We start from the raw sequence: 24,282 nt of genomic DNA, 5'->3' as shown, positions 1-24,282 counted from the left end.
GACCTCGAAGAAGTAGCGCCGGTTGCCCAGTCCGGTCAGATGATCCCGGGAGGCTTGTCGGGACAATTCGATGCGCGTCTGGTACAGGCGCCAGTACAGGAATTCGACGAGGGTGAGGATGAGGGCGAAGGGCAGGAAGGCGACCCATACATAGGAGTGATAGACGGCCAGATTGAGGTGCTGCACGAACCCGAAAATGTGCAGGACGGTGGGTGTTATCGCGACGACCGCCAGGGCGAACAGATTGAACCCCAGACCCAGGGGCCGGCCCATGAACGGCATGAAGATGAAAAAGTAGAGAATGCCTCCGATCCCGTAAGCGGCCCCGCCATCCAGGCGTGCCAGGGTTTCGAGGAACGTCACCAGTACGAAAACGGGGACCGTGATGAACAGGAGCCGGGCCGCGATGGAACCCGGCCACCTCCAGAACACCCACGCCAGGAACAGTACGGCAGCCGCCTCCGCCAGGCGCAGCTGGATCGCATCGGTGAAGTGTACCGGGTCGATCGCGTAGTCCATCAGGATCGTGAGCAGGATGAACGCGGCGGTAATCGCCGAGGCGATGGCACCGAACGCCCCCTGGTCCCGAACCAGGGCGTCCCGGTATTCGGGGTTGCGCAGATCCCGGAGGAAGGGGCGAATGTGGGCGGTCAGGGCGGCGAGCGAATAGGGTGCCGGGTGCGAATGGGGATCCATTGAAAATCCGGGGTTCAATCGCGTTCGCGGTGGGTTTCCGGGGCGTCGCGTCGCAGCATAGCGCAGGTATGCACGCCGGGTGGCTTGCTGCGGGATATCGGTCGGTACCGGCCCCGCGTTCCCGGAACACATCCGGGTTCTATGCGCCAGCGGGCCGTGGTGCCGCGAAGCCGCGGGTTTGGCGACAACCCAGGGCGCGGAACCCGGCGCGCGACGGGTTCCGTCGACGCTTTCGGCCTACACATCGGCATGGCGGATCTATACTTGGTGTGTGCGGAGTGTTCTGGACGGATCGCACGCGCGACCTGGAACGCCGGGGTCGCCCATGCCGGATCCGCATTCCCCGGATCTACGGGCGATCTGCCTGTGGATTTTCCGCCGGACGGTGGCCCCCATCGCTCCCACCCGTCGTCCGACAGCCCTGATACGGAGGGCTGAAGTCATGATGATTTCCAGATGGTCGGCGCTAGTGACGCTGATGATGCTGTTGCCGTTGGGTTGCGGTACGGAGCCCTCGGCCGACACCGAAGCGAACGCCGCACCCGAGGCCTCCGAGCTCGTGGCGGTGGATGCTTCGATGATCGAGGAGCGGCTGGTGCAAAACCTCCACGACCAGGCCGTGTTATTCGAGGAGATCGGCGACCGGGTCGAGGCCATTGACAGCCAGTCGGCGGCCGATGAGTTGAGGGGTCGCCTGGCGGGTGAATACACGGCGCGGACGATCGCCCAGATGGACGAGATGATCGTTTGGGCGGCGGCGCACTTGGCATCCGTCGAGACCGCGGACCGGGCCGTGCTGGATCAGGAGGTGGAAGCGCGGCTGGCGGACTCGGGCAGGCTCGAGGAGGCCGGGATGCGGTTCGATCGCGCGACCGACCGGGTGGCACAGCAACTCGAGAGTTTGATGATGCGGGACCCCGGGCAAGGGCAGGCGGTACTCGACGGGATGCTCGCGTTCGGGGACAACGTGGAGGCATTCATGAACGATGAGCGCGTGGCGGCGCTGGATCTGCTGATGGCGCGGGACCCGGATGCCACACCCGTTGAGGCCGAACCATCGGGGGCCGTGGGAACGCAGGCCTGGTGCGAGCGCATGGGGAACACGCCTCAGGCCCAGTGGACGATGAACGATGCCTTCGCCTTTGCGAACCACTGCACGGGCGGTTGAGATCCAACACCTTCCGGTGGATCGAAGGTAAGCGGATGGCTCGACTCGCGCGCGGATGCGCGACGGTGTCGGCGTCTCCTTACCCGGATTGGCCACCGCCCCGGGCAACCTGCCGCTGCGGCTGTCGGTGGTACTTCGCGCGATCGGGGATGACGTTGCGGATGCCGCCCCGGGGGTCTTCCACGTCGCCCTCGTACCGGGGCAGGAGGATGACGTGCAGGTGGTCGATGCTCCGCCCCGCTGCCCGGCCGTCGTTGTTCCCAACGGTGTAGGCGTCGGGCCGGTTCCCCAGGAAGGGCAGTTCCAGGACGCTTTCAATGTGGTCCTTCGGGCGCTCCCGCAGGTAGTCGCGGCCGAGCATCTCGCGATAAAGCGCATGTAGTTCGGTGGCTTCGATGACCTGACGGACGCCGTAAATGGCATCGAAGTAATCCGACTGCTCGGTTTCGTCAAGACCGAACAGGGAAACGACATGCCGCCTGGGAATGACAAGCGCATGCCCTGGATTGACCGGGTTGGTATCGAACAGGGCAACAAACGAACGGTTCTCGTAAATGAGGGGGTCGGCTTGTCCGGCGGCAACCCGGCAGAAATAGCAATCCTTGTGGGCTGATTGGGCACTGGTCATTGGATGGCCTGTGTGGGACTTGCGTCGAATTGAAAGCAAGGGATTTTACGCGATTTCCGCGCGGGCGTGCCCGTCCCCATGTGTGCGGCGCGTCCAGTGTACGGGACCGGGTTGCTCCCGGTCCCTTCCCCCCGGAGCTGTATTCCGGATACCAATTCCACGGCCATGGTTGATGGGCCGCTTGACGCATGGTGGGGTAGCACGTAAGTTCCCTAGCATTGAAAGGGGTTTTTGCGGTCCGGATACCGAAGATTTGCGGGCCGATCCACCATCCCCCCGATACGTTTGTCGAGGCTGCACGCCTGCGCTAGCGGTTGCCGCGCGCCTCGACGGGTCGCGTGGAGGCGCGACCTTGCAGCACAAACCGGATGCCCGGGACTGCGCCGGGCGGTCGTGTCGTGCCGACAGCCTGGCTGCCGGCCGTCACGGGTGCCAGGTGCGCCGGATCTTTTGTGTCACCACGTATCGAAGGGGGAGTTCATGTCCATGCCATTTTCCGGTCTCGTGTTTGCGCTGCTGTGTGGCGTTGCCGCGCTGGCCTATGGTCTGTTTGCCATCCGCTGGGTGCTATCGCGATCCGAGGGCACCGAGGAGATGCGGCGGATTGCCCGCGCGATCCAGGAAGGTGCGTCGGCCTACATGAAGCGGCAGTACACCACGATTGCGGCGGTTGGGGTCGTCCTGTTCGTGGGCTTGTGGCTGGTGATCGGGATCGGTGCCGCGATGGGTTTTCTGATCGGCGCCGTGCTCTCCGGGGCGGCCGGATTCATCGGCATGCACGTGGCGGTGCGTGCGAATGTGCGGACGGCGGCCGCTGCCAAGTCGAGTCTGGAGGCGGCCATGGATGTGGCCTTCCGTGGCGGTGCGGTGACCGGTCTGCTGGTGGTGGGGCTCGGGTTGCTGGGCGTCGCGGGCTATTTCGGCGTGTTGTGGTGGCTCACGCCGGAGGGCACTGATGTCGGCCTCTCGCCCCTGGTGGGGCTGGCCCTCGGCGGGTCGCTGATCTCCATCTTCGCGCGTGTCGGCGGTGGCATCTTCACCAAGGGTGCGGATGTGGGTGCAGACCTGGTGGGGAAGGTCGAGGCCGGCATCCCCGAGGACGATCCGCGCAATCCCGCGGTAATCGCGGACAACGTTGGTGACAATGTCGGTGACTGCGCCGGGATGGCGGCGGACCTGTTCGAGACGTACGCGGTGACCATCATCGCGACCATGATCATGGGCACCCTGCTGGTTCCCGATCTCGGCCTGATGGCCGCCGTGTATCCGCTGGTGCTGGGGGGCGGGGCAATCCTGGCCTCGATCATCGGCACATTCGCCGTCAAGGCGCGCCAGGGTTCGGAGATCATCAAGGGCCTCTACAAGGGCCTGATGGTATCGGGCGGCCTGGCCGCCGTGGCCTTCCTGCCCCTTACCCTGGTCCTGGTTCCGGACACCGCGCTGGCCAGCAGCATGGGCATTGAGGAGGGTGCAGCGTTGCGCCTGTATGGCGCGGCCCTGGTGGGTCTGGCGCTCACCGGGATCATCATGGTCGTGACGGACTACTACACCTCTACGGCGTTCCGACCGGTGCGGCATCTGGCCGAGGCCTCGACCACCGGCCACGCGACCAACATTATTGCCGGCCTGGCCCTGTCGATGAAGGCCACCGCCGCTCCGGTCCTGGCGGTGTGCGCGGCCATCCTGGTGGCGTATGCCTTTGGCGGCTTGTATGGCATCGCCATCGCGGCCACCACGATGTTGTCGATGACCGGAATCATCGTGGCGATGGACGCCTATGGTCCGATCACGGATAACGCCGGTGGTATTGCGGAGATGGCGGACCTGCCGCCCGAGGTGCGCGAGACGACCGATGCCCTGGACTCGGTGGGCAATACGACCAAGGCGGTGACCAAGGGCTACGCGATCGGCTCGGCCGGACTCGCGGCGCTGGTGCTGTTCGCCGATTACACCCATGAGCTGCTCCTGCACACCGGGAGCGCGCCCAACTTCGAGCTGAGCAATCCGAACGTGATCGTGGGCCTGTTTATCGGTGGCCTGATCCCCTACCTCTTCGCGTCGATGACGATGGAGTCGGTGGGTCGCGCGGCGTCCGGCATTGTGAACGAGGTGCGGCGTCAGTTCCGCGAGATCAGCGGGATCATGGAAGGCACCACCAAGCCGGACTACACCCGGGCGGTGGACATGCTGACCAGCGCCGCGATCCGCGAAATGATCGTGCCTTCGCTCCTGCCGGTACTGGTGCCGGTACTCGTGGGCGTGTTCCTGGGCACCGAGGCCCTGGGGGGGCTGCTGATCGGGACGATCGTGACCGGATTGTTCGTGGCGATCTCCCAGACCGCCGGTGGCGGGGCATGGGATAACGCGAAAAAGTACATCGAGGACGGCAATCACGGTGGCAAGGGGTCCGAGGCTCACCATGCCGCGGTGACCGGCGATACGGTCGGCGATCCGTACAAGGATACCTCGGGCCCGGCCATCAACCCGCTGATCAAGGTCATCAACATCATGGCGCTGCTGCTCGTGCCTGTCCTTTAAGGCGCCCCGAACCGGAAGGAGAATCGACATGCCGAGAATCCGCGTACAAATGGCACCGGATCTGGAGTTCAACATGGAGCTGGACGTCGAAGGAGTCGATTGCGACAGCCGCGACTGGGACGTGCAACAGCACAAGGCCGAGATCTACGCCGAGTTCGAGCGACGCCTGAAGGAGGCGTTTCCCGAGGGGGTCAAGATCCATACCTTCGAGTACGGACTGGCCTGCAAGCCGGGCTAGACGAGGTCCGGCCGGTAGGTGATGCGTGGGTTGTGAACGCGCCGTTCGGCTCGGTCACGTTGATATTTGCACTACACAACGAGTGTTTGAGGGGGTACGGGTTCAGGGATGGAATGCGGGATGTCGCAGTGGGTCAGGCCCGGCCTGCCGGGGGCAGACCGGGCGCTAGACGCGATCAGCCGTCCTGCTCGTCCTGCTCTTCGGCCGGCTGCTGCGGCCCCCAGGGTGCACCCTGGTAGGGGGCAGGGTGGTAATACGGGGCGTACCCATAATGCGGGTCGTAGTGCCCGTAGTGCCCGTAGTGCCCGTAGTGGCGGCCGTAGTAGTCGCCGTATCCGTGCCCGCTGCCGTATCCATGTCCACGGCCCCGCATGCTGAAGTCGAAGTCGCCGAACATGTCGCCGAGGCCGAACCAGTCTCCCATCCCGCGACCCCAGCCAGGGCCGTACCCGTAGCCGGGTCTGTAGTAGGGGCCGTAACTCGGGGCGTGATATCCCGGACCCCACCACTGTGCAGAGGCGTGCACCGGGATCGTGAAGGCGCCGATCAATGCGGCGGTTGCAAGCGCTTTGGCTATCTTGTTCATGGCATTACCTCCTGAGATTAAGAACCACTTAAACAAGACCAAACGTTTCGGGGCATTCGGCGCCCCGCCTGCTGGGTGCGGGCTGGTTGGGCCTGCCAGAACCTAGCGACTCATATATTAAAAAGAAGAACATCCAGAAAATCTGATGTAGGTCAAGAATCTAGCGGAAATTGGGACCGAATGGGGGCGGGTGGTCCGCGATATATGACGGGAACCTGACTCTTCGATGGGTGGTATCGGCCAGGCAAGACCGGATTAGTCGATGCGCACGGGTGGGTGCCCCGTGTTTTGGGAAACCCTGTCAGGGTGCGTAGCGGGTAGGTGGTTCGAGAGCGACGTTCGGCGGCACTTCGTTCCCTGCGACGGTGTCGGCAAGCAAGGCGACTTGAGCGCGAACGCGTTGTCGGATCAATGCTTCCCTTGAGGGCGGGGTGTGACCGGCCGGTCCGTCGGGGCCGGCCGGTCGGTTCTCGGGGTGGATTTAGTTGTCGTCCCCGTCATCATCGTCGCCACCCACGTCAACGCCACCTGCGGCATCACCCTCGGCACCGGCACCCATGCCGCCTTCGGCTTCCATGCCGCGGTCGTCGCGCATGTCGCCTCCGGCACCCGGGGCCCGGCTCTCGCTGGCCGCGCCGCCGGCGGCGCCACCGGAGGCTTCAGCGCCACGATCGGAGGCTCCGGCCGTCCCGCCGCTCGCTTCGGCGCCGGTCTCGGCGGCGCCTTCAGCCGAGGTGCCCAGATCCTGGGCCTGTACGGCTCCCAGGGCTCCGACCGTGAACAGCGAACTCAGGGCAAAGGCGACGGCGGTTTTCTGAACGTTCCACATGGTTCTTGCTCCTCTCGTTTAGGCAAAAGATGCACCGGGCGGACGCCCCTGTCGGGGAGTGCGTTCCGCCGTGCAGCCCATGGGTAGCGCCGCGCGGGGTGTGGCATAAACCCGTTGTGCCGGGAGTTGACGTCCCGTTCACACCCGTAGGGGGCAAAATGTGGAGAGGTTCGCGCGGATTCGGAAACGCCAGGCCCGGCTGGGAGCGCCGGGTCTACCAGGCGAACGCGAGCAGGCCGGCGCCGACACAGACGACGATGACCGGGACGATGGTCTCGCGGATCACCTGACCTTCGCGTGCCTGCAGGCCGGCTGCGCCCGCGGCCATGGCGATGTTGTGCAGCGAGATCATGTTGCCCACCCCGGCGCCGATCAGTTGCAGGGCGAGTACGGTCGGGAGCGCTATGCCCAGGGCGTCGGCAGTGTCTGCCTGGAGTTGCGCAAACAGCAGGTTGGAGACGGTCGCGCTCCCGGTCATGAACGAGCCCAGGGCGCCGATGAAGGCGCTGAACATCACGAAGGTGCCACCCAGCATTTCCGCCAGGCCCTGCCCCAGCACCTGTGGCATCGACGACAGGCCGGCCGCGTTGTTGCCGGAGATCAGCAGGAGCTGTGTCAGGGAGATGATGAAGGCCAGTACGATGGCCGCGACGCGCAGCTTGCCCCAGGTGGCGGTCACCGCCTGCCCGAGGGTGGCACGGCTCACGCGGAACAGGATCAACGCGGTGAGCAGGGCCAGGCCGAAGTAGAAATAGGGCGTGTACAGCGGGGCGAGGCCTTGCCCGAGTTCGATGCCCTGGAACTCGCCGGGGGACCAGCGCACGGACTGCAGAGCCTCGCGCAGCGGCATGATGGTGCGCGAGGCGATCAGCGCCACGGCCATCACCGCGAAGGGCACGAATGCCAGCAGCACGCGCGCGACCGGTGCCCGCTCGCCCTCGGTCCGGCGCTCGTGACCCGGGAGGAGGACGCCGCGGTGCGCCGCCAGGGCGATCACGGCCATGGCCACCACGCCGCCGAGAATGGACGGCAGCTCCGGACCCACCAGCCAGGCGACCAGCAGGTAGGGGATGCCGAACGCCAGCGCCGATAGCACGGCGAAGGGCATGAACTCGCGGAAGCGCCCCCGTTCCTCGCCCAGCGTGGCTACCCAGACCATGAACAGCGTGATGAACGGTGCGAGGACGGTGTGGATGACCGCCGTCTGCAACACGGCCGAGCGCGCGGTCTCCGCATCCAGGCCGAGGCCGGCGAAGCCGATGATCACGGGGGTTCCGGCGGCACCGAACGGGACGGCGGTGCTGTTGCCGATCAGGGCGATGGCCACCGCCTTCAGCGGGCGCATGCCGAAATAGACGAGCAGCGGCGCTGCCAGCACCGCCGGGGTGCCGAAGCCGGCGATGCCCTCGACGAAGCTCACGAGCCCCCAGCCCAGCAGCATGGCCAGCACCCGGTGATCGCGCGAGACGCTGGCGATGACCGACTGGATCGCGCTCATGTGCCCCGTCCCGATCATCACGTTCAGCACCAGCAGTGCCATCAGGATGATCAGCAGGACCTCCACGAAGACGATGGCGGCATCCAGGAGGCTCGCCACCAGCACCGGGCCGGAGACGTGCCACACCAGCACCGCCAGAACCAGCGTGGCGAGATAGGCGATCGGGGCGGCCTCGAAGGCGGGACGCCGCAACGGCACCAACCACACGAACAGCAATACGAACGGCACCAGCGTGAGCCAGAACAGCACGATCCCTCTCCGGTCATGCGCGAGTCGTCATCCTAACCCTGGGTCCGGTTCGGGAATAACGAAATTGGGCGGCGACAACGGGCCTTGGCAGTATTCCGCGCGAAGATCCGGTCGGTTGAGCCGTGTCCAGGGGTTCAGAGGCGCGGATACTTGTCTATAGTGACGTGGAATCGTTTAGGTCCGGGTCCGCATGATGCATAACTCCGAAACCCTGTCATCCGGGGGGTGAAAGATGCCCCTGATACCGAGTTCTTGAGGAAACTTCCAAAAATGGTGGATGACCTCAGGGACCGCTGGTACATCGTGCGCCAGCGGGGGTTCCGGCCACCGGACGTGATGGATGTCCGGGGTGTAACACGCGCTTTGGTGAACGGCCTGGCGGGCACGGAAATGGACGACTCCTTTGCTACCGCCCGCCGGATTGACGAGCGTCTCGCGCAATATGCGGCCACCACGGTGCGTCCCAATCCGGCCGAGCTTGAAACCGTCGGAGCCCTGGTCCTGCGGCTGCGCGAAAGTGTGCGGGGCGAACTTCCCCTTGCCGGGCACGGTGCCGAGGAGGCCGCCACTGCCCCGGTGGCCCGGCGGCCTCTGGTATGCCTGTTCGGGGCGGATGCTTCGGCGGAGAGCGGGACCGCGTTGCTGTTGGGGATGCACGGTTATTCGGTTGTTGCGTGTACCGACGTGGATGCCCTGTCGCATTCGGGCGAGTCGGCCCCACCCGACGTGATGATCGCCGAACGGGCGACGCTGGACGATGCCGAACTGTCGCGGATTGTTGGCCTGCGTGACGGGTCGCTGCCAGGGGTTCCGCTGATCATCCTGGCGCCCTTGAATGGAGCATCAGGACAGGCCGGGCGGGATGCGCTCCACGCCGGGGCGGATGCCTTGCTGAATCGGCCCGTGACGGACCTCGACCTGGTGGGGGCGATACGCGGGTTGGTACAGGACGACTTCCTGACCCCGTATCGGGTCCTCGTGCTCGGCCCGGATGCCGGGTCTGCCGAGGAACCCGCGGCCATGTTGCGGCAGGCCGGCCTGGAGGTCGCCATCGGTACGGAGCCCCTGGAGGTGGTCGATCGGGTGACGGAAAGCCGGTCGGAGGCGGTTTTGATTGCCGGGCCTTTGCCGGGGATTACCGCGGAGGAGATCGGTCGCCTGCTGTTTCCCCACGACATGACCCTGGACATCCCCCTCTTGGCTCTGGGCGGGGACTCTGCGCCGGGGGTGCCGCATGGCTCATCCGCCAACGGGATGATCGATTGCCTGCCGCCAGCCAGTACCGATGCGGATATCGTCTGCCAGGTCCGTGCGCGGGCTGCATGGCACCGACGGATTCGGTCGCGCGCGGGTGGCCAGGCCGGACCGGGTCGCCCACCGACACCGGCCCATCCCCTGGAGTTCGAGCGTCTCGTGGTGTGCCATCTCGACCGTCTCGATCCTGCGCAGGGGACCGCGGTGATCCTGCAGTGGGCACTCGACGAACCGGGGGCATTGTTCGACCGTGTCGGTCCGATCGACTACCAGCAGGTTCGAAACCAGTTCGTGCGCCGGATTCGCGAGGCCATGGCCCCGGGCGATCTCGTGGTCAGCCATGGTGAGACGGGCGCGATTGCGATTGCCCAACGCAAGGAGGTGAAGGAGGTCGTCGAACTCGTGCAAGGCTTGCACGAACGGACTGCTGGTGCCGCTGTGTGCGGACTGCCGGGGGGCGCCGTCGCCGCCAGTATCGGTGCCGGCCAGGTGATGTGGGAACGCCCGCTCAAGGCACTGGACCGCGCCATCGCGCTGTGTACCGAGGCCCGCAACAGTGGCGGCAATCGGGTGCAACTGGATCCGGAACTGCTGACGCCGGATCTGGAGGGCGAAGAGCGCAGTCACTGGCGGCGCACCATTGCCCACGCCATCAAGGAAAAGCGACTGTTTCCGGTCTTTCAGCCGATCGCGAATATCAGTGGGTCCGATCAGATCGAGCGCCACGAGGTGTTGCTGAGAATCCGCGAGCCGAATGGCAAGATCCTGTTGCCAGCACAGTTCGTCGAGATGGCGGAACGGCTCGAGCTCGACCGGCATCTCGATCGCTGGGTCATCAGTAATGCCCTTGGCATCCTCGATGCCCGAACCGTGAGCCATCCACAGTCGCGGCTGTTCGTGAAGGTGTCTCGCGGCTCGCTCGGCGATTCGAACTTCTTGTCCTGGCTGAGCAAGAGACTGGCCGCTCACCGGGTGTGGCCGGGAAGCCTGGTTCTGGAACTCCGCGAGGGCGATGTGCTGGGCCGGATGGATCAGCTTTCGGCCGTCGGCGATGCGCTTCGGGATTTGGAGATCCGTATCGCCCTGGAGCACTTTGGCACCAGTACCGATGCCGATACGCGCCGTATGCTTGCCGAACTACGGCCGGATTACGTCAAGATCGCCCGGGAACTCACCGTTGGGCTGCATCATTCCGGCACGCCGTCGTCACGACTCAACGGCCTTCTGGGGCAGGCCAAGGAGGTCGGTGCCTACACCATGGCCAGCTATGTGGAGGATGCCGACGGTCTCGCCTTGCTGTGGCAGGCCCAGGTCGACCTGGTGCAGGGGAACTTCATCCGGCAGCCAGAGGAGGAGCTGCGCTACGAACTCGAGTTTCCCGGCCAGGACGACGCAAGCTGATCGACTCGGCCTGACCGGACAGGGCGTCTGCGAAGAATGCGCTCGGGCCGGCAAGGTGCAGGGGGTCGGTCACGAGCAATGGGTTTTCCATGGGGGCAGGATTGGCAAGCGGGGTCGCTGGGCCCCGCCGCGCCGGATGCCGTGCAAGAGTCCACGGTGGCCGCGGTACAGCGGTCGACGGCGCGGGGGCACCCCTTCCGCCGTGCGGCGCTGGTGCAGACGCCGGGGTCGTGCCTGCTAGGGCTGGGACCGGCGGAAAGGCTCCGGCGTCATGATGGTCCGATTTTTCCGTTTCTGGCGAATGGCTGGCTGGTCGTCGCCATGCTGGTGCTGGGGGCGTTTCTGTTTGCCGTATCGGTTCATATAGTCGTCGCAGAACGGCTCCGGCCGTCCGGACCGCAACGGGATAACGATGCGCTCGGAGTCCGTAACCCACGTCGCTGAGCCATCCTCGGACGCAGTTCGCCGCCCCCGCTGCTTGAACGCCAGGTGAACCGTTCCGGTGCCCCGGATCTTGTGAGCTCTCTAACGGAATGGCGCTTCTGCGTATGACGGGGCGGTAGCGAGCCTCTCCGGCGCGGGCTATGGTCTAAGTGAGGTTGCTGTGGCGGACCTATTCATCGACTCGCGGGATCGGCGCGAAAACGCTCGGCGCGTATGGAGCGCCTGGGTGGGATCGTGGGCATGGGTAAGTCATGCGGTGCGGAGGGTTTCGTCATGCAGGGGCTCGTTGTCGGCAGGGATGGAATCCGACTCGCTTGCGGTACCCGTGACCGCGGTTGTTGTCCCCACGGCTGTCTGGAGAAGGAAGGTATGACGACCGGATGGGTTGTCGCTTGAAGGTGCTCGTTATCCTCGGCCACCCGCGCACCGATAGCCTGTGCGGGGCGCTGGCCGAGGTCTACAGCGAAGGCGCGCGCGCGGCCGGGACCGAGCTGAAATCGCTGGCGCTGGCGAGCCTGGATTTTGATCCGCACGTCCACACGCCTTCGCCCAATCAGCAGCCACTCGAAAAGGACCTGGAGGCCGCGCGCGGCCTCGTCGGATGGGCCGATCACCTGGTGTTTGTCTATCCCACCTGGTGGGGCACCATGCCGGCGCTGCTCAAGGGTTTTCTGGACCGAATCATGACGCCGGCATTCGCCTTTCGCTCCTGCGAGGGCGGTACCGGGTACGAAGGGTTGCTGCAGGGCCGCTCGGCGCAACTGATCACGACCATGGATACGCCGCCGCTGATCCACCGGCTGGTGTATCGCCAGCCAGGTGCCAATGCGATGGCGCGGGCCACGCTGGGGTTCTGTGGGGTTCGGCCGGTGCGTTCGTTGACGTTCGGTTCGGTGCGCAATAGCGACGAGGCCCAGCGCGAGGCCTGGTTGCAGCGCGCACGCCAGGAAGGGCTGCGTCTGGCCAAGGGGCGCGAAAGTGCGGGCGAGTGGCTCGCGCACAAGGCCGGTGCCTGGCTCCAGGCGTTGCGCTTGCAGTTCTATCCGATGACCTTCGTGGCCTACACGGTGGGTGCGCTGGCGGCCGCCCCGGCGGGCGGGGTGTTCGGCAACCCGGTGTTCTGGCTGGGGTACCTGTGCCTGTTTTTTCTGGAAGTGGCCACGGTGCTGGTGAACGAACGCGTGGACGTTGGCTCGGACCGGCAAAACCGGTTCTATGGTCCCTTCACCGGTGGATCGCGCGTGCTGGTGGAGGGGCTGTTGTCCGCGCGCGCACTGGGCGTGGGGACTGCCGTCGCGCTGGTGGGCTTCGCCCTCGCGTTCGGGGCGTTGCTGGCGACCGCACCCGGAGATTCGGGGCCGATCCTGGTGGTGATGGCCGTGCTCGTGGTTCTGGCGATTGGCTACACCGCGGCGCCGTTGAAGCTTTGTTACCGCGGACTGGGCGAGCTCGACGTCGCGCTGACGCACAGCCTGGGTGTGCTGCTGTGCGGCTATGTGTTCCTGGCGGGCGACTGGGCTGCGTCCTTGCCCTGGCTGCTGAGCCTGCCGCTGTTCCTGGCGATTGTGCCGTCGATTACGCTATCCGGCATTCCCGACCGCGAGGCGGACGCCGCGGTGGGGAAGGGCACCCTGGCCGTGCGTCTGGGAAACGACGGTGCGCTTTGGGTGGCGTTGTCGTTCACCATCCTGGCGGCCGTCAGCGGCGCGTTGTTCGATGCGCTGGGATGGGCGCAGGGGGCCTATGCCGGGATCGGGTATGTGGTGGTCCCGTATGCCGCCTGTCTGGTCTGGCTCCTGTGGCGTGCGTTGCGCCGCGAAGGCCCTAGAGGGCGCATTGATGGATTGATGGCGGCATCCCTGGGCTATGTGCTCTGGTTCGGGCTGTTCCCCCTGGTGAACCTGGTTATGCGCTGATGGGGGTAGCTCCAGGGAGATAATAGGAGGAGCCATCGTGGGCCGGTTCGTGGTACGCGTTATTCGGAGGGCGGTTCACCGGCGAGACGCTTCTGACTGCTGGGATCGGGGGCCCGCACAGCTTTCTCCGGGCCTTCTCGCGCTAGTTGGGGGCCAGGGCTTCGCAACCGGCGGCAGGCCGATCCGGCCCGCACCGGCACGTGCAGAAAGACTTTCCCGGAGGGACGCCGCCGATAGGCCGTTCATTTTCCGCGGGTCGCATTCTTTCAGCCCGGTCAGGCACCCGTTATAGTCGCAATGACCGGGTGCATTGCCACCGTATTGCGGGTAGGCCCCGGTGATGCCAGACGATGCATCGATACGCAAGGGGAGGGGATGCGGGCACAACTCCGGCTTCAGAATACGTGGCAGGTCTACGCGCGGTTTAGCGGCATTTCGGTCGCGATCGTTATTCTGCTGGCGGTGGTCCAGATCCTGTTTGTCTATGGCGCCGATCGTTTCGAGCCGCGATTGCTGGCGATTCCCTCCGTTGTGGGAATTCTTTTCGGGTTCATGCTGGCCCGCATGCATTTGCTTCGGTCGCAGACCGACCTCCTCAATACCTTTGTCGAAGCGACCCAGGCCAGCAGTGACCACGAGGAGGCCATTCGGCATTTGCTCCGGGTAATTGCCGAGCAACTTCGGATGGATGGGGCCGCCCTCTATGAACTGGACCAGGCGGAGGCGGGCGTAAGACGACTCCGGCACTACCCTCCGCACCGCGCTTCGCCGTTGTCCGAAAGTGCGCTGCGAGAGCTTTCGGCATTCTCCCAGGAGAAAGGCCGGTCCGGTACCTGCGAGGAACTGCGCTCCCGGGGTCTGGATTCGCTTCCGGCTTGTCTCGAGACGGTGGGACTTTCACTTCCCGACAACCAGCGTGGATTGTTGGTGCTCTATCGCCACGATGCGAGGCGCAAGCCACCGGACGCGCTGGAGCGGGGGTTCCTTCAGCTCAGCGCCGACTGGCTGAGCATGACCCTGACCCACATGCAGCAGCAGGAGATCATCGCCTCCGAACGGGAACAGAACCGGCGTGAGAAGGAGCGGGCCCAGACCACACTGGAGTCGATTGGCGACGCGGTGATTACCACCGACGACCATGGGCGTATCGAATACGCCAACCCGGTGGCCAGCCGGCTGCTGGGCGAGCCCGCCGCACACCTGACGGAGCGGCCCCTCGAGGAGGTGATCCGTCTGGAAGACGAGACCAGCGGGGAATTGATGTCCACGCGGTTGGGATCCAGTGGTCCGATGCTTCCGGACGCAAGCCACCATGCCGATATGCGCCTGCGCACCGCGAACGACCAGACCCGCCCGGTCCAGCTTTCCTTTACGCCGATCCTCAACCGCGCCGGCGACAGCCAGGCGAGCGTTCTCGTGATGCGTGACATCAGCGAGTTGCGCGAGGTGATGCGCCGGCTCGACTATCAGGCCAGGCATGATGCCCTGACGGGATTGCTGAACCGCCCGGCCTTCGAGGCGTGTCTCGAGGACCAGCTACGTTCCGCGCGCACGCACCAGACCCGGCATACTCTGTGTTATCTCGACCTCGACCAGTTCAAGATTATCAATGATACCCGTGGGCATACGGCGGGCGACGAGCTCCTGCGTCAGATTGCGGCCCTGTTGCTTCATTTGGTGCCCGAGCGCGATATTGTCGCGCGCCTTGGTGGGGATGAATTCGGGATCCTCATGGTTGACCGGGACATCGAGGAGGGGCGAACGCTGGCCGCGGAGATCGGCCGTGCACTGGCCAGCTTCCGTTTCTACTGGGACGAGTCGACATTCTCCTTGTCCGCCAGTCTGGGTCTGGTCGAAGTCAGCGAGGCGAGCGAATCGACCCGGTTGATCCTGCAGCAGGCGGATGCGGCCTGTTACGTGGTCAAGGACACGGGACGCAACCAGGTACGCGTATTCCGGGCGGAGGACGAGGACCTGCGTGACCGGGTGGGCGAACTGCACTGGGTCAGCAGCATTCCGGACGCGATCGAGCAGGGACGTTTCGAACTCTGGGGACAACCCGTTCGCACGCTTGCCGATGACACGGATGCCTATTTGGAGGTGCTGCTTCGCCTGCGCGACAGCGATGGCCGGTTGGTTCGGCCGGATACCTTCATCCCGGCGGCCGAACGCTATGATCTGATGGGGCAAGTCGACCGCTGGGTGGTGTCCCGGACGCTGGCGTACATGAAACAACTCCAGGACGCCGGATGTCGTGCCCTTCCGGTGATGGGAATCAACATCTCCGGTTCGTCACTGAATAACGACGCCTTCCTGGCGTTTCTGCAGGAGTCGGTGTCGAAGTCCGGCCTTCCCGGTGACCGCTTGTGCTTCGAGATCACCGAGACTGCTGCGGTGCGGCACCTGCAGCGAACTGCCCGGCTGATGACCGAGATGCGGCGAACGGGGTGCCGCTTCGCGTTGGACGATTTCGGCAGTGGTCTGTCCTCGTTTTCCTACCTCAAGCATCTGCCGGTGGATTATCTGAAGATCGACGGTGACTTTGTTCGTGACATCAACACCGACCCGGTCGATCTCGCCATGGTGCGTGCCATTCACGAGGTGGGCCAGATCCTGGGACTGACCACGATTGCGGAACACGTGGAGGATGATGCCATCCGGGCGCGACTCGCGGAGGTCGGTGTTACTCACGGGCAGGGCTATGGCCTGGCGCGTCCGGAACCATTGGTCGGGCCCGACGCAATCCGCCAGGTGAATTGACCCCTGCACGCCAGGCAATGGATGTCGGCAGGCGCATGTAGAGGTCGCTGATGGTCAGCGGTTAGAAAGTGGTGGACATGTGGAGAGTTTTCCATAATCGCCAATCCGGGTTTCTGCTGGTGATGATTGTCCAGTGTGCTTGGGAGACGCTGATTGAATCGCACGGTCGCGTTGGTGCCTCCTGTTTTCCGAGACCAGGCGCGCCGTGCAGCGGGTAGTGGTCTCCCTGCAAGCGGCGCAACGCAGGATCGAGGCAACCCCACAAGCCATTGAATGCAGGGGCTCGGCCGCTTTTGCGTGCGCACGGCGTTGCGGGTCCCTTGTGCAGAGTGGCTGCACGGCAGTCACCGCGCCTTGTTCACACGCAAAAGCAACTCGAGCGCGAGCGCGCGATTCGATCAGCTTCTCCCTTGCGGAAGGTGAAGTGGTGCTAGCGTTTGTTACGGAGGTTGTCGCATTCCTTGCGCCGGGCGCCCGGTGTCATGCGCGCTGGACGGAGTACGGGGCCATGGCACCCGAGGGTCTCGTCGCTTCAAGCGGCTGGGCTGTCTCCCGACCGTAGGCGTCACATCGCTCGACCGGGTGGCCTCGGGGCTTGAAGGGTCGAAACGAGGACTTCGCAGCCGCCGTAGCGCGGTTTTCGGCAATGGGGCGGGGGACTGGATGCGGAGGGGGGCGCGTTCGGCCGTTTCGTAGGGGATTGATTAGCGTTTGGCGGGTTCACCGGTGAGGCGCTGCTGGCCGCTGGCATCGGGGGCGCCGCGCAGTTTTCTCCGGGCCTTCTTGCGCCAGTTGGGGGCCAGGGGCTCGCAATCGGCGAGTTGCTGCAGATGCTGGCGGTTCGGCTGCCTGAAGACCGCGGCCATCGCGGCGGCGATGCTGAGGGTGTGGGGTGGGCGTTCCAGAAGCTCGATCGTGTCGCCCGTGGTGAAGGTGCCGGTCTCCAGCACGCGGTAGAACCAGCCGCAACGGGCGGTTGCCTGGACCTCGCGCGCAAGGCCCGGAATGTCAAAGCGGACGTCGAGCTTCCAGCACGGTGTGCGGGGCTGGCTGACCTGCACCCGGGCCGTACCGATGAGATAGACATCGCCAATGTGCACGGTGTGCTCGTCCATGTCGTGGCTCGCGAGATTCTCGCCGAAGCCGGGGGGCACGAAGCGGGTGGCGCGATCCGGGTACTGCTCCTGCCACCCGGCGTACCGATCGAGGCTGTAGTGGAGCAGGGCGCGCTCCGGACCGCCGTGGTTTTCCGGGTCCGCCTGTTCGTCACCGGTCAGGCCGAGGGGGCCCAGCGCGACCGGGCCTTCTACCGGCTGCCGGTCGATGGCGCTGGCGCGGCCCCTGGCGTAGTCGGTGTTTACGTGGCCGGTGTAGATGCCAATGAGTCGGGTGGGAGTCATACAGGGGCGTTCCCGGGGTGGGGCGGAGTCTCGACGATACAACAACTCCGGATCCGGGTGACGACGGCTTGCTCAGCGCCCGCGCAGGTAGAGCAGGCGGGCGATGAAGGCGATACCCAGGATGATCCAGCCAATGGGATAGGGCAGTACGCCGGCGAAGAAGGCGGTCAGGCTGGCGACAAGCAATGCGCCAATGACGAGCAGCGGGATGTCCATTCCCTTGAGAACCGCAGTGCGGCCCCGGGTTCCGCGCGGACACCGGTTGCCGGTCCGCAGGGCGGCACAGTGTGCGGTTGGCGTGGTCGCTCTTGGTGGCGGGTTTCACGTGTCGGGGCCGTTGTGCCAGTGATCGAGAATCTCCAGTATCGCATCGACCGCGGGGGGCTCGTCCGTCAGCGGGCCGGGTGCCAGAAGCCCCCGATGCGAGCCCTCGAGGATCAGCGGGTCCGGATGACCGTCCAGGTGCAGGGATTCCACCGGCACCACGCCGTCGCCCAGTTCCTCGTCGGTCTGATCCCACCATTCGTTGATGCGTCCGGCCACAGCCTCCAGGTCGATCTGTTCGTCCAGTGCGGCCAGACTCTCGCGCATGGCGGGTGTGGGTTCGGGCAGTTTGCCGCCGATAATGCGGACCGGTATATCGTCCGGCCAGGGGCGTGCGTTGAGTTCCGCCAGGAACCGGCTGTCCGGGCGCAGGTCGATCTTGGCTTCGCCGGTGCCGTCGCGCAGCCCGGCAAATAGCGAGAAGCGCTGCTGCTGGATGTCGGCCAGCCACTCGCGAACCTCCAGCCAGACCCGCAGCCGGGCCCACTCCGAGCCTTGGTTCGGGGTGGCCACCAGGATCACGCCGGCGACCGGTCGGCCCCCGACACGCGGGGCTGCATCCTCGGGATGGCGGTAGCGCGTCACGAAATCGCGAATCACCAGGCCGCCCATGCTGTGGCCGATGAGGATCAGCGGATCGTCGCCCTCGAGCTGCGCCCAATGTTCCGCGAGCAGATCCGCGCTGTGGTCGATGGCCTGGTCGTTGGGATAGCGGAATTCCCAGCCATTGATTTCGGCGTCGTCCAGCGCGGGCGCCAGGGCATCCCAGATATCGCCGGGCTCGTCCAGTCCGTGCAGTAGCAACACGTCCGGCGGGCGATCGTCATCGAACCGATCCGAGCGCGGCAGGAAGCCCTGCAAGTCGTCGGGCAGATCCATGGTCTCGGGGAACCATTCGTGCAGGCGGTCCTGCACTTCGACGCGCAGTTCGCGCTCCTGTTGCGGATTCTGCTCGGCCCAGCCGACCCAGATCGCCAGGGCGAGCAGGGGCACGCCCAGCAGGACCAGGAAGGCGCCAAGGCGCCGGCGGCGCCGGGACGGATCGGGAGGGCGGGCATTCATGGAGGGTTACCATCGGACAATCAGGGCTTCACGGCAAGCGTCTCGCCGGAAGCTGAAACGCGCCATCCGACGCCCTGTGTATGATGGAGGGGAGTCCCTTACGGAAGTTTCGACATGCGGCGTGCGTACTGGCTCCCCTGGCTCCTGCTCCCCCTTATGCTGACCGCCTGTGCCGGGCTGGATGTCCGCGACTTCGGCCTCGATGGGGGTGATGATCGTGCCGAGGAGGCCATCCGCGAGGCCTTGCGGGTGGGCACCGAGCGCACGGTGGAGCGGACCGGCCGCGAGGACGGCTACTGGGGCAACGCCCTGATCCGGATCGGGTTGCCGCAGGAGCTGGAACAGGTCGGCGATTTGCTGCGTCGTGTGGGATTCGCCAGTGAGGTGGACGCCCTGGAGCGGCGCATGAATCGCGCGGCGGAGTCGGCGGCGCAGGAGGCGGTACCGGTGTTTGTCAGTGCCATCCGCGAAATGCGGCCGGAGGATGTGTATGGCGTGCTGCGCGGAGCCGACGATGCCGCTACGCAGTACCTGCGTGGTGCGTCGGAATCCTCCCTGCGCGAGCGCTACATGCCGATTGTTCGCGAGCAGATGGAGCGGGCCGACGTCTATCGGGCATACCAGCCGCTGCGCGAAGCGGCAGGCCGCATTCCCGGCCTGTCGGGACTGGACGTCGACCTGGATCGCTATGTGACCGATCACGCCCTGGAGGGCCTGTTTGCCATCCTTGCGGACGAGGAGCGCCGCATCCGCGAGGATCCGGCCGCCCGAACGACCCGGCTCCTGCGCGACTATTTCGGTCAGTAGCGCACCGCGTGAAGATGACCGGTGTGGGGCAGGTCGCAAAGCAGCAGGGACGGGATCTCTTCGGCCCGTAACGGGCGGGCGAAGTAGTAGCCCTGGATGCAATCGAATTTCAGTTCGCGGCCGATTGCCAGTTGTTCCTTCGTCTCCACGCCCTCGGCAATGGTCCGCAGGCCCAGCGACTCGGCCAGCAGGACCATGCCGCGCGAGAGGTCGTGGGCGGATGGATCGATCCCGAGTCCGGAGATCAGCTGGCGGTCGATCTTGAGGATGTCGATGGGGAAGCGGTTGAGATAGGCCAGCGAGGAATAACCCGTGCCAAAGTCGTCGACGGCGAGCTGGATGCCGAGTGACTTCAGTTGTTTCAGGGCCTCGGTCGCCGCTTCCATCGCCAGCACCGTTTCGGTCAGTTCGATGTGCAGCAATTCGGGGGGCAGCCGATGGCGATCCAGCGCGGCCGCTACATGGGCCGCCATCTCGGGGCGGACGATATCGTGAGCCGAGAGGTTGATTGCAACGTACCATGCGGGGCGGTCGCGTTCGGCGGCCAGAGCGTTCCACGCGGCGGCCTGGCGACAGCCCTCGTCCAGGGTCAGATCGCAGATGTCATGGATTAACGTTGAATCCTCCGCCACGTCCAGAAATTCCGCCGGGGACAGTTCTCCACGGATGGGGTGTTGCCAGCGGATCAGCGCCTCGACGCCGACATGGCGATCCTGCGCCAGGGAGTAGATCGGCTGGTAGCGCAGGAAGAACTCGTTGTGCCGCAGCCCGCGCCGGATATCGAATTCCTGGCGCATGCGGCGCAATTCCTCGGTCACCGGGTGCAGTGCCGGGATGACCAGCCAGGCCATCAGCTGGCCGATGCCGACGAAAAACCCGGTGCGGGTTAGCCAGCGCTCGGTCTCCTGGACGGTGCCCGCGGGGACGTCTACCGGTGTCAGCGGGCCGGCCAGTACGCCGGCGACCAGGGCCACGACGAGGGCGGCACTCGGGCCGAAGCGCGCCGCGGCGAAGAGGATGGGCACGTAATAGAAGTGCGGGACGATACTGTCCGCGCCGCCTGCGGTGTAGATGACGAGCCAGGACAGGGCGAGGCCACAGACAATCAGAACGTTGGCTGTCAGAAAGGACATGCCGATCCATGCACGCAGAGTGGTACGGGCGAGATGATCGGAATAGCCGATGCGGCCGGTGGCGGGGAGAGCCGTGTGGTACCTGGGCATCATGCACGTCCTTTGGCCAGTCCCGGGCCGGTTGCTGCGCCGCGGGCCGATGTTCGGGGCGATCCGGGCGTCGGCCGGGATTCCAAATCTCCGGAACCATGGCACCTTGTCCCGAGTGTAGTCGATCCGCGGAAAAACAGAACGGATGCGCGGCATGCGCCAGGCGGGGGGTGTCGACTCCCGGGAACATTGAGCGTTGATGCGCTGTACCGGGGCGCGGGCCGGTGCTCGCACCGGGTGACGAGGCCATGGTTGAACGCGTTCCGGGAGGCGTTTTAGGTGTGCAGGGAGCCGCGGCCCAGTCCGCGAGTGGTTCCGCACCGGCGGGGGTGGTGGTGACGGGACTACAGGGTGACGTCGGCTTCGAGGATCAGGAAGACCAGCAGGGCGAGGGTGAGGGCCCACACGATGAGGTAGCCCGCCATGCTTTGCGCGGCGGCGGTCTGCTGGGCGCGGCCTCGCGGACGCACCCCCTGATAGAGGAACACGAGCTTGGCGGAGAGGTTCACGCAGACCACGTTCACGGCCAGTAGCAATGCCGCCATGTACGCGGCGGAGAATTCGCCGGAGCCGAGCATGATCCCCACGGTGGCGGCCGGCGGGAGCAGCGCCACTGCGACCATCACGCCCACCAGTACGGTGGGTAGCCCGGTCGTCAGTGACAGCACGGCGGCAGCGCCGGAGGCCAGCGCCAGCGCGACCGAGTCGAGGCCGACCTCGGTGCGCATCTGCAGTTCGCGGGCACCAACGTCCACGGACATCACCAGGGCCAGCACAATGCCGATCAGGATGGCGCCGCCCAGCCCGGCCGCGTTGGTCCGCAACGAGCGGCCGATCAGGTGGTTGTCGGCCATGGAGGTGCCAAGCGCCAGTGCGAGGTTCGGCCCGAGCAGGGGTGCGATGACCATCGCGCCAATGACCACGGCCACGTTGTTCTCCAGCAGGCCGATCGCCGCGACGATGGTGGACAGCACGGTCAGGAGCACGAACTGGCCGGTCAGGTCCGCGCCGCCTGCGACGTTGGTGTAGAGCTCCTCGCGCGACACGGCACGGGCCTTTCTGCCCGCCTGTTCCCTGTCCGCGTCGTCCTCTTTCGGCGCCTGGAAGGGATCTGGCAGCACGGCCTCCACGGGCAGCACCAGGATGCGCGCGGTTTCGGAGGCCCCGAGCACGCGGTAGAGATCGTCGATCAGGCGTTGGCGGTATTCGGTGCTGACGAGCATGTGCACCGCCATGCGGTCGCGGTTTTCGTCCACGCCGTGCCAGAGCACATCGACCGCCAGGCCCTCGGCGGTGCCGAGCACGGTATCCAGGTGCCCGGCGGGCCCCACGACCTCGATGATCTTGCTGCTCATGACCCCACTCCCGGCGAATGCCCGGCATGGTAGCAAGGTCTCTGGTTGGCTGCCGTCAGGCGCGATTCGAGGGGTATCGGGCTTGTGGTGACAGTCCGCGCTCCGGGGCGCCGCCCCGGCCTGCCTGCACGACTACGGAGTCGGAGGGGTAAAGACGACCAGGGAGGGGCAGATCACCTGCAAGATGTTCATCCGTGAACCGTGCGGCCCGTGGATGGAGCGTCCTTTTTATCGCCGCATTATTTGCCGCGATGAAGCGGCATCTCCTGCAGGGCTTCGCATCCTCCAGACCGCCGAAGAGGACCTCGATCCGGTCACGCATCACCACGAGAAGACGGACGGTTCGGGTTATCCCGACGGACTGACAGGGGCGGGTACAGTCTGCATGCACGGATGGGCGCGGTGTGCGGTGTCTACGACGCGACTTCCTCCAATCGTGCGTACAAGGCCGCACGGGACTCGGGGGCGCCGATTCGCCAGATGGCCGGGTAGACCGAGGGATACTTCGATCCCGTGGTGTTCCAGACATTCGTGAGGAGTCCGGGGGAGATGCGGTGGGTTCGCTGGGTCGCCTGGAATCCGGACGGATCGGCGTGGTGGTCGACCCGTCCGCTGGCTCGATGCCCAAGCCGGCCGTGGCGGTCTTTGGCTCAACCAGTTCCGGATGCCGGATACGCCCGAAGGGGGTCGTGGAGCGCTCCGCGCCACACGTTCAGGAAACCGTCGCCGCGCGCGAGGATCCCGCGGCATGGTCAGTCCCGGATCTCGTCGCCGTTGCAAATAATGTACACCGTCTGTACAAACCAAGTACAAGGGTGTGTCGCGAGGAGCGTGGCAATGGGTGCAAAGGTACGATCGAAGGCGTCGGCCGCCGTCGTGTGGCTGGGCTTCTCGGTGCTGCTTGGCGGATGCGCTGGGACGTTCCCGCAACCCGGCACGGAACCGGAGTTCGACGATGGCCTGACGGCGGATACCCTGTTCCAGCGTACCCTGGCGGCCCATGGCGGGGATCTGCGCACGTTCGAGGGCGACCTGAACCAGGCGAACGCTGGCGACTGGGGCCGCATAATCCAGCGCATTCAACCACTGGTGGCGGACGGTGAGTACCGCGGCCGTGGCGAAGAGCGCTACCGGCCCGCCGACGACCTCTATGCCGTGCATTACACGGGATCCGCGGGCACCAAGAGCGTGTTCCGCCGAGGTGAAGAATTCCGCGTGTACTTCGACGGCGAACGCAGCACGGACCCCGAGCGGGTGCGCGCCAGTGCGATGACCACGGATGCCGGCGAGCTATTCCATTACGGCCCGAGCTTCGTGAAGCACCGCGCGACGGCGATGGAGCGCTTGCCGGATCGGCGCGACGACGGGGTGGACTACTATCGGGTGCTGGCCACCCTCGAGCCCGGTTTTGGCGAGGCGGAAGCCGACCAGGTGGTGATGTGGATCCATCCGGAGACCGCCCTGCTGTATCGCGTGCACATCACGCTGAACGGTTTTGAACCGACCCAGGGGGCGCACGTGGATACGACCTTCCTGGAATACGCGGAGGTCGAGGGCTTTACCCTGCCGACGCGCTTCGAGGAGCGGGTGCGCGGCCCGTTGCGCCTGTTCGTGCACGAGTGGTGGGTTACGGGGCGCGACAGCAAGCGGGGCTGGTCTTCGGCGGATGTAGACGGCCCCGGGTTCTCCGGGGCGGCGGCGCCCGCTGCGGCCGGGTCCTCCGCCCCGTAAACGGCATGGCGAGCGTGGCATCATCCGCTTGTCATGAGCGAAACGCCCCGAAGCAACGAACGATCGGGGGCCGATCCGGCGGCCGCGGATTCCCCCACGTGCCGGGGCGGCACGGATGGGGCATGGGGCAGTTGCTCGGCGGAGCCCTACTGGCTGGAGGTGGCCGAGGCGCTGG

17 protein-coding genes and 2 pseudogenes are annotated in these 24,282 nt (G+C 65.7%); 9 read left to right on the top strand and 10 right to left on the bottom strand.

The genetic code is table 11. The features are described 5' to 3' along the window. Positions 1 to 696: pseudogene (locus ACESLR_RS05570) on the bottom strand (GGDEF domain-containing protein); the annotation flags it as partial. A gap of 442 nt (positions 697 to 1,138) precedes the next feature. On the opposite strand from ACESLR_RS05570, the gene ACESLR_RS05565 reads away from it, so the two are divergent. Beyond that, positions 1,139 to 1,864 (top strand): DUF3012 domain-containing protein, encoded by a 726-nt coding sequence (locus ACESLR_RS05565; protein ID WP_373024551.1) that lies wholly within the window; start codon positions 1,139 to 1,141, stop codon positions 1,862 to 1,864. Positions 1,865 to 1,943: 79 nt separating this feature from the next. Here the strand turns inward: ACESLR_RS05565 and ACESLR_RS05560 are convergent, their stop codons facing one another. Next, a complete protein-coding gene (locus tag ACESLR_RS05560; protein ID WP_373024552.1) occupies positions 1,944 to 2,492 on the bottom strand; it encodes an HIT family protein in 549 nt (182 codons plus the stop codon). Positions 2,493 to 2,972: 480 nt separating this feature from the next. Between ACESLR_RS05560 and ACESLR_RS05555 the strand changes: the two genes are divergently transcribed. Continuing rightward, on the top strand, positions 2,973 to 5,030 hold the full coding sequence (locus ACESLR_RS05555; protein WP_373024553.1) for a sodium-translocating pyrophosphatase: 2,058 nt from the start codon (positions 2,973 to 2,975) through the stop codon (positions 5,028 to 5,030). A gap of 49 nt (positions 5,031 to 5,079) precedes the next feature. Next, positions 5,080 to 5,268, top strand: a complete 189-nt coding sequence (locus tag ACESLR_RS05550; protein WP_018881102.1) for a hypothetical protein — start codon at positions 5,080 to 5,082, stop codon at positions 5,266 to 5,268. 175 nt (positions 5,269 to 5,443) lie between these two features. On the opposite strand, the gene ACESLR_RS05545 is transcribed toward ACESLR_RS05550, so the two are convergent. From ACESLR_RS05545 to ACESLR_RS05535, 3 genes are all read right to left on the bottom strand, one after another. Next, positions 5,444 to 5,854, bottom strand: coding sequence for a sulfur globule family protein (locus ACESLR_RS05545; protein WP_373024554.1), 411 nt, complete (start codon positions 5,852 to 5,854; stop codon positions 5,444 to 5,446). Between the two features lie 481 nt (positions 5,855 to 6,335). After that, a complete protein-coding gene (locus ACESLR_RS05540) occupies positions 6,336 to 6,683 on the bottom strand; it encodes a cellulase (protein ID WP_373024555.1) in 348 nt (115 codons plus the stop codon). Positions 6,684 to 6,897: 214 nt separating this feature from the next. Beyond that, positions 6,898 to 8,430 (bottom strand): L-lactate permease, encoded by a 1,533-nt coding sequence (locus ACESLR_RS05535; protein WP_373024556.1) that lies wholly within the window; start codon positions 8,428 to 8,430, stop codon positions 6,898 to 6,900. 270 nt (positions 8,431 to 8,700) lie between these two features. Between ACESLR_RS05535 and ACESLR_RS05530 the strand changes: the two genes are divergently transcribed. The 3 genes from ACESLR_RS05530 to ACESLR_RS05520 all read left to right on the top strand — a co-directional run bounded on the left by ACESLR_RS05530 (position 8,701) and on the right by ACESLR_RS05520 (position 16,205). After that, the gene (locus ACESLR_RS05530) at positions 8,701 to 11,085 is read left to right on the top strand and encodes an EAL domain-containing protein (protein ID WP_373024558.1); all 2,385 of its coding nucleotides are present in this window, start codon (positions 8,701 to 8,703) and stop codon (positions 11,083 to 11,085) included. A gap of 836 nt (positions 11,086 to 11,921) precedes the next feature. Then, positions 11,922 to 13,445 carry an NAD(P)H-dependent oxidoreductase gene (locus ACESLR_RS05525; protein WP_373054252.1) on the top strand — a complete coding sequence of 508 codons (1,524 nt, stop codon included), beginning with the start codon at positions 11,922 to 11,924 and terminating at the stop codon, positions 13,443 to 13,445. 375 nt (positions 13,446 to 13,820) lie between these two features. After that, positions 13,821 to 16,205 (top strand): EAL domain-containing protein, encoded by a 2,385-nt coding sequence (locus ACESLR_RS05520; protein ID WP_373024560.1) that lies wholly within the window; start codon positions 13,821 to 13,823, stop codon positions 16,203 to 16,205. 704 nt (positions 16,206 to 16,909) lie between these two features. Here ACESLR_RS05520 and ACESLR_RS05515 read toward each other — a convergent pair. The 3 genes from ACESLR_RS05515 to ACESLR_RS05505 form a co-directional block, all read right to left on the bottom strand. After that, on the bottom strand, positions 16,910 to 17,605 hold the full coding sequence (locus tag ACESLR_RS05515) for an MOSC domain-containing protein (RefSeq protein ID WP_373024561.1): 696 nt from the start codon (positions 17,603 to 17,605) through the stop codon (positions 16,910 to 16,912). 72 nt (positions 17,606 to 17,677) lie between these two features. Further along, positions 17,678 to 17,821, bottom strand: a complete 144-nt coding sequence (locus ACESLR_RS05510; protein ID WP_373024562.1) for a hypothetical protein — start codon at positions 17,819 to 17,821, stop codon at positions 17,678 to 17,680. Positions 17,822 to 17,926: 105 nt separating this feature from the next. Further along, positions 17,927 to 18,991, bottom strand: a complete 1,065-nt coding sequence (locus ACESLR_RS05505) for a lipase family alpha/beta hydrolase (protein WP_373024564.1) — start codon at positions 18,989 to 18,991, stop codon at positions 17,927 to 17,929. A 114-nt stretch (positions 18,992 to 19,105) separates the two neighbouring features. On the opposite strand from ACESLR_RS05505, the gene ACESLR_RS05500 reads away from it, so the two are divergent. Beyond that, positions 19,106 to 19,798, top strand: coding sequence for a DUF4197 domain-containing protein (locus tag ACESLR_RS05500; protein ID WP_373024565.1), 693 nt, complete (start codon positions 19,106 to 19,108; stop codon positions 19,796 to 19,798). Here the strand turns inward: ACESLR_RS05500 and ACESLR_RS05495 are convergent. Together ACESLR_RS05495 and ACESLR_RS05490 are read right to left on the bottom strand one after the other, a co-directional pair. After that, complete coding sequence (locus tag ACESLR_RS05495) at positions 19,792 to 21,021, bottom strand: EAL domain-containing protein (protein ID WP_373024567.1); 1,230 nt, start codon at positions 21,019 to 21,021, stop codon at positions 19,792 to 19,794. The two genes, ACESLR_RS05500 and ACESLR_RS05495, sit on opposite strands and share 7 nt — an antisense overlap. 344 nt (positions 21,022 to 21,365) lie before the next feature. Then, positions 21,366 to 22,376 carry a TIGR00341 family protein gene (locus tag ACESLR_RS05490; RefSeq protein WP_373024568.1) on the bottom strand — a complete coding sequence of 337 codons (1,011 nt, stop codon included), beginning with the start codon at positions 22,374 to 22,376 and terminating at the stop codon, positions 21,366 to 21,368. A gap of 242 nt (positions 22,377 to 22,618) precedes the next feature. Here ACESLR_RS05490 and ACESLR_RS05485 point away from each other — a divergent pair. After that, positions 22,619 to 23,143, top strand: a pseudogene (locus ACESLR_RS05485) (HD-GYP domain-containing protein); the annotation flags it as partial. A gap of 70 nt (positions 23,144 to 23,213) precedes the next feature. Continuing rightward, positions 23,214 to 24,107 carry a hypothetical protein gene (locus ACESLR_RS05480; RefSeq protein ID WP_373024586.1) on the top strand — a complete coding sequence of 298 codons (894 nt, stop codon included), beginning with the start codon at positions 23,214 to 23,216 and terminating at the stop codon, positions 24,105 to 24,107. The last annotated feature ends 175 nt before the right edge of the window (positions 24,108 to 24,282 follow it).

It is taken from the genome of Thioalkalivibrio sp. (genome assembly GCF_041685615.1).
In the GTDB taxonomy this organism is placed as follows: Bacteria; Pseudomonadota; Gammaproteobacteria; order Ectothiorhodospirales; family Ectothiorhodospiraceae; genus Thioalkalivibrio.
Note: the sequence above shows the minus strand (reverse complement) of the source record. Positions and strands in the feature narration are given on the sequence as shown.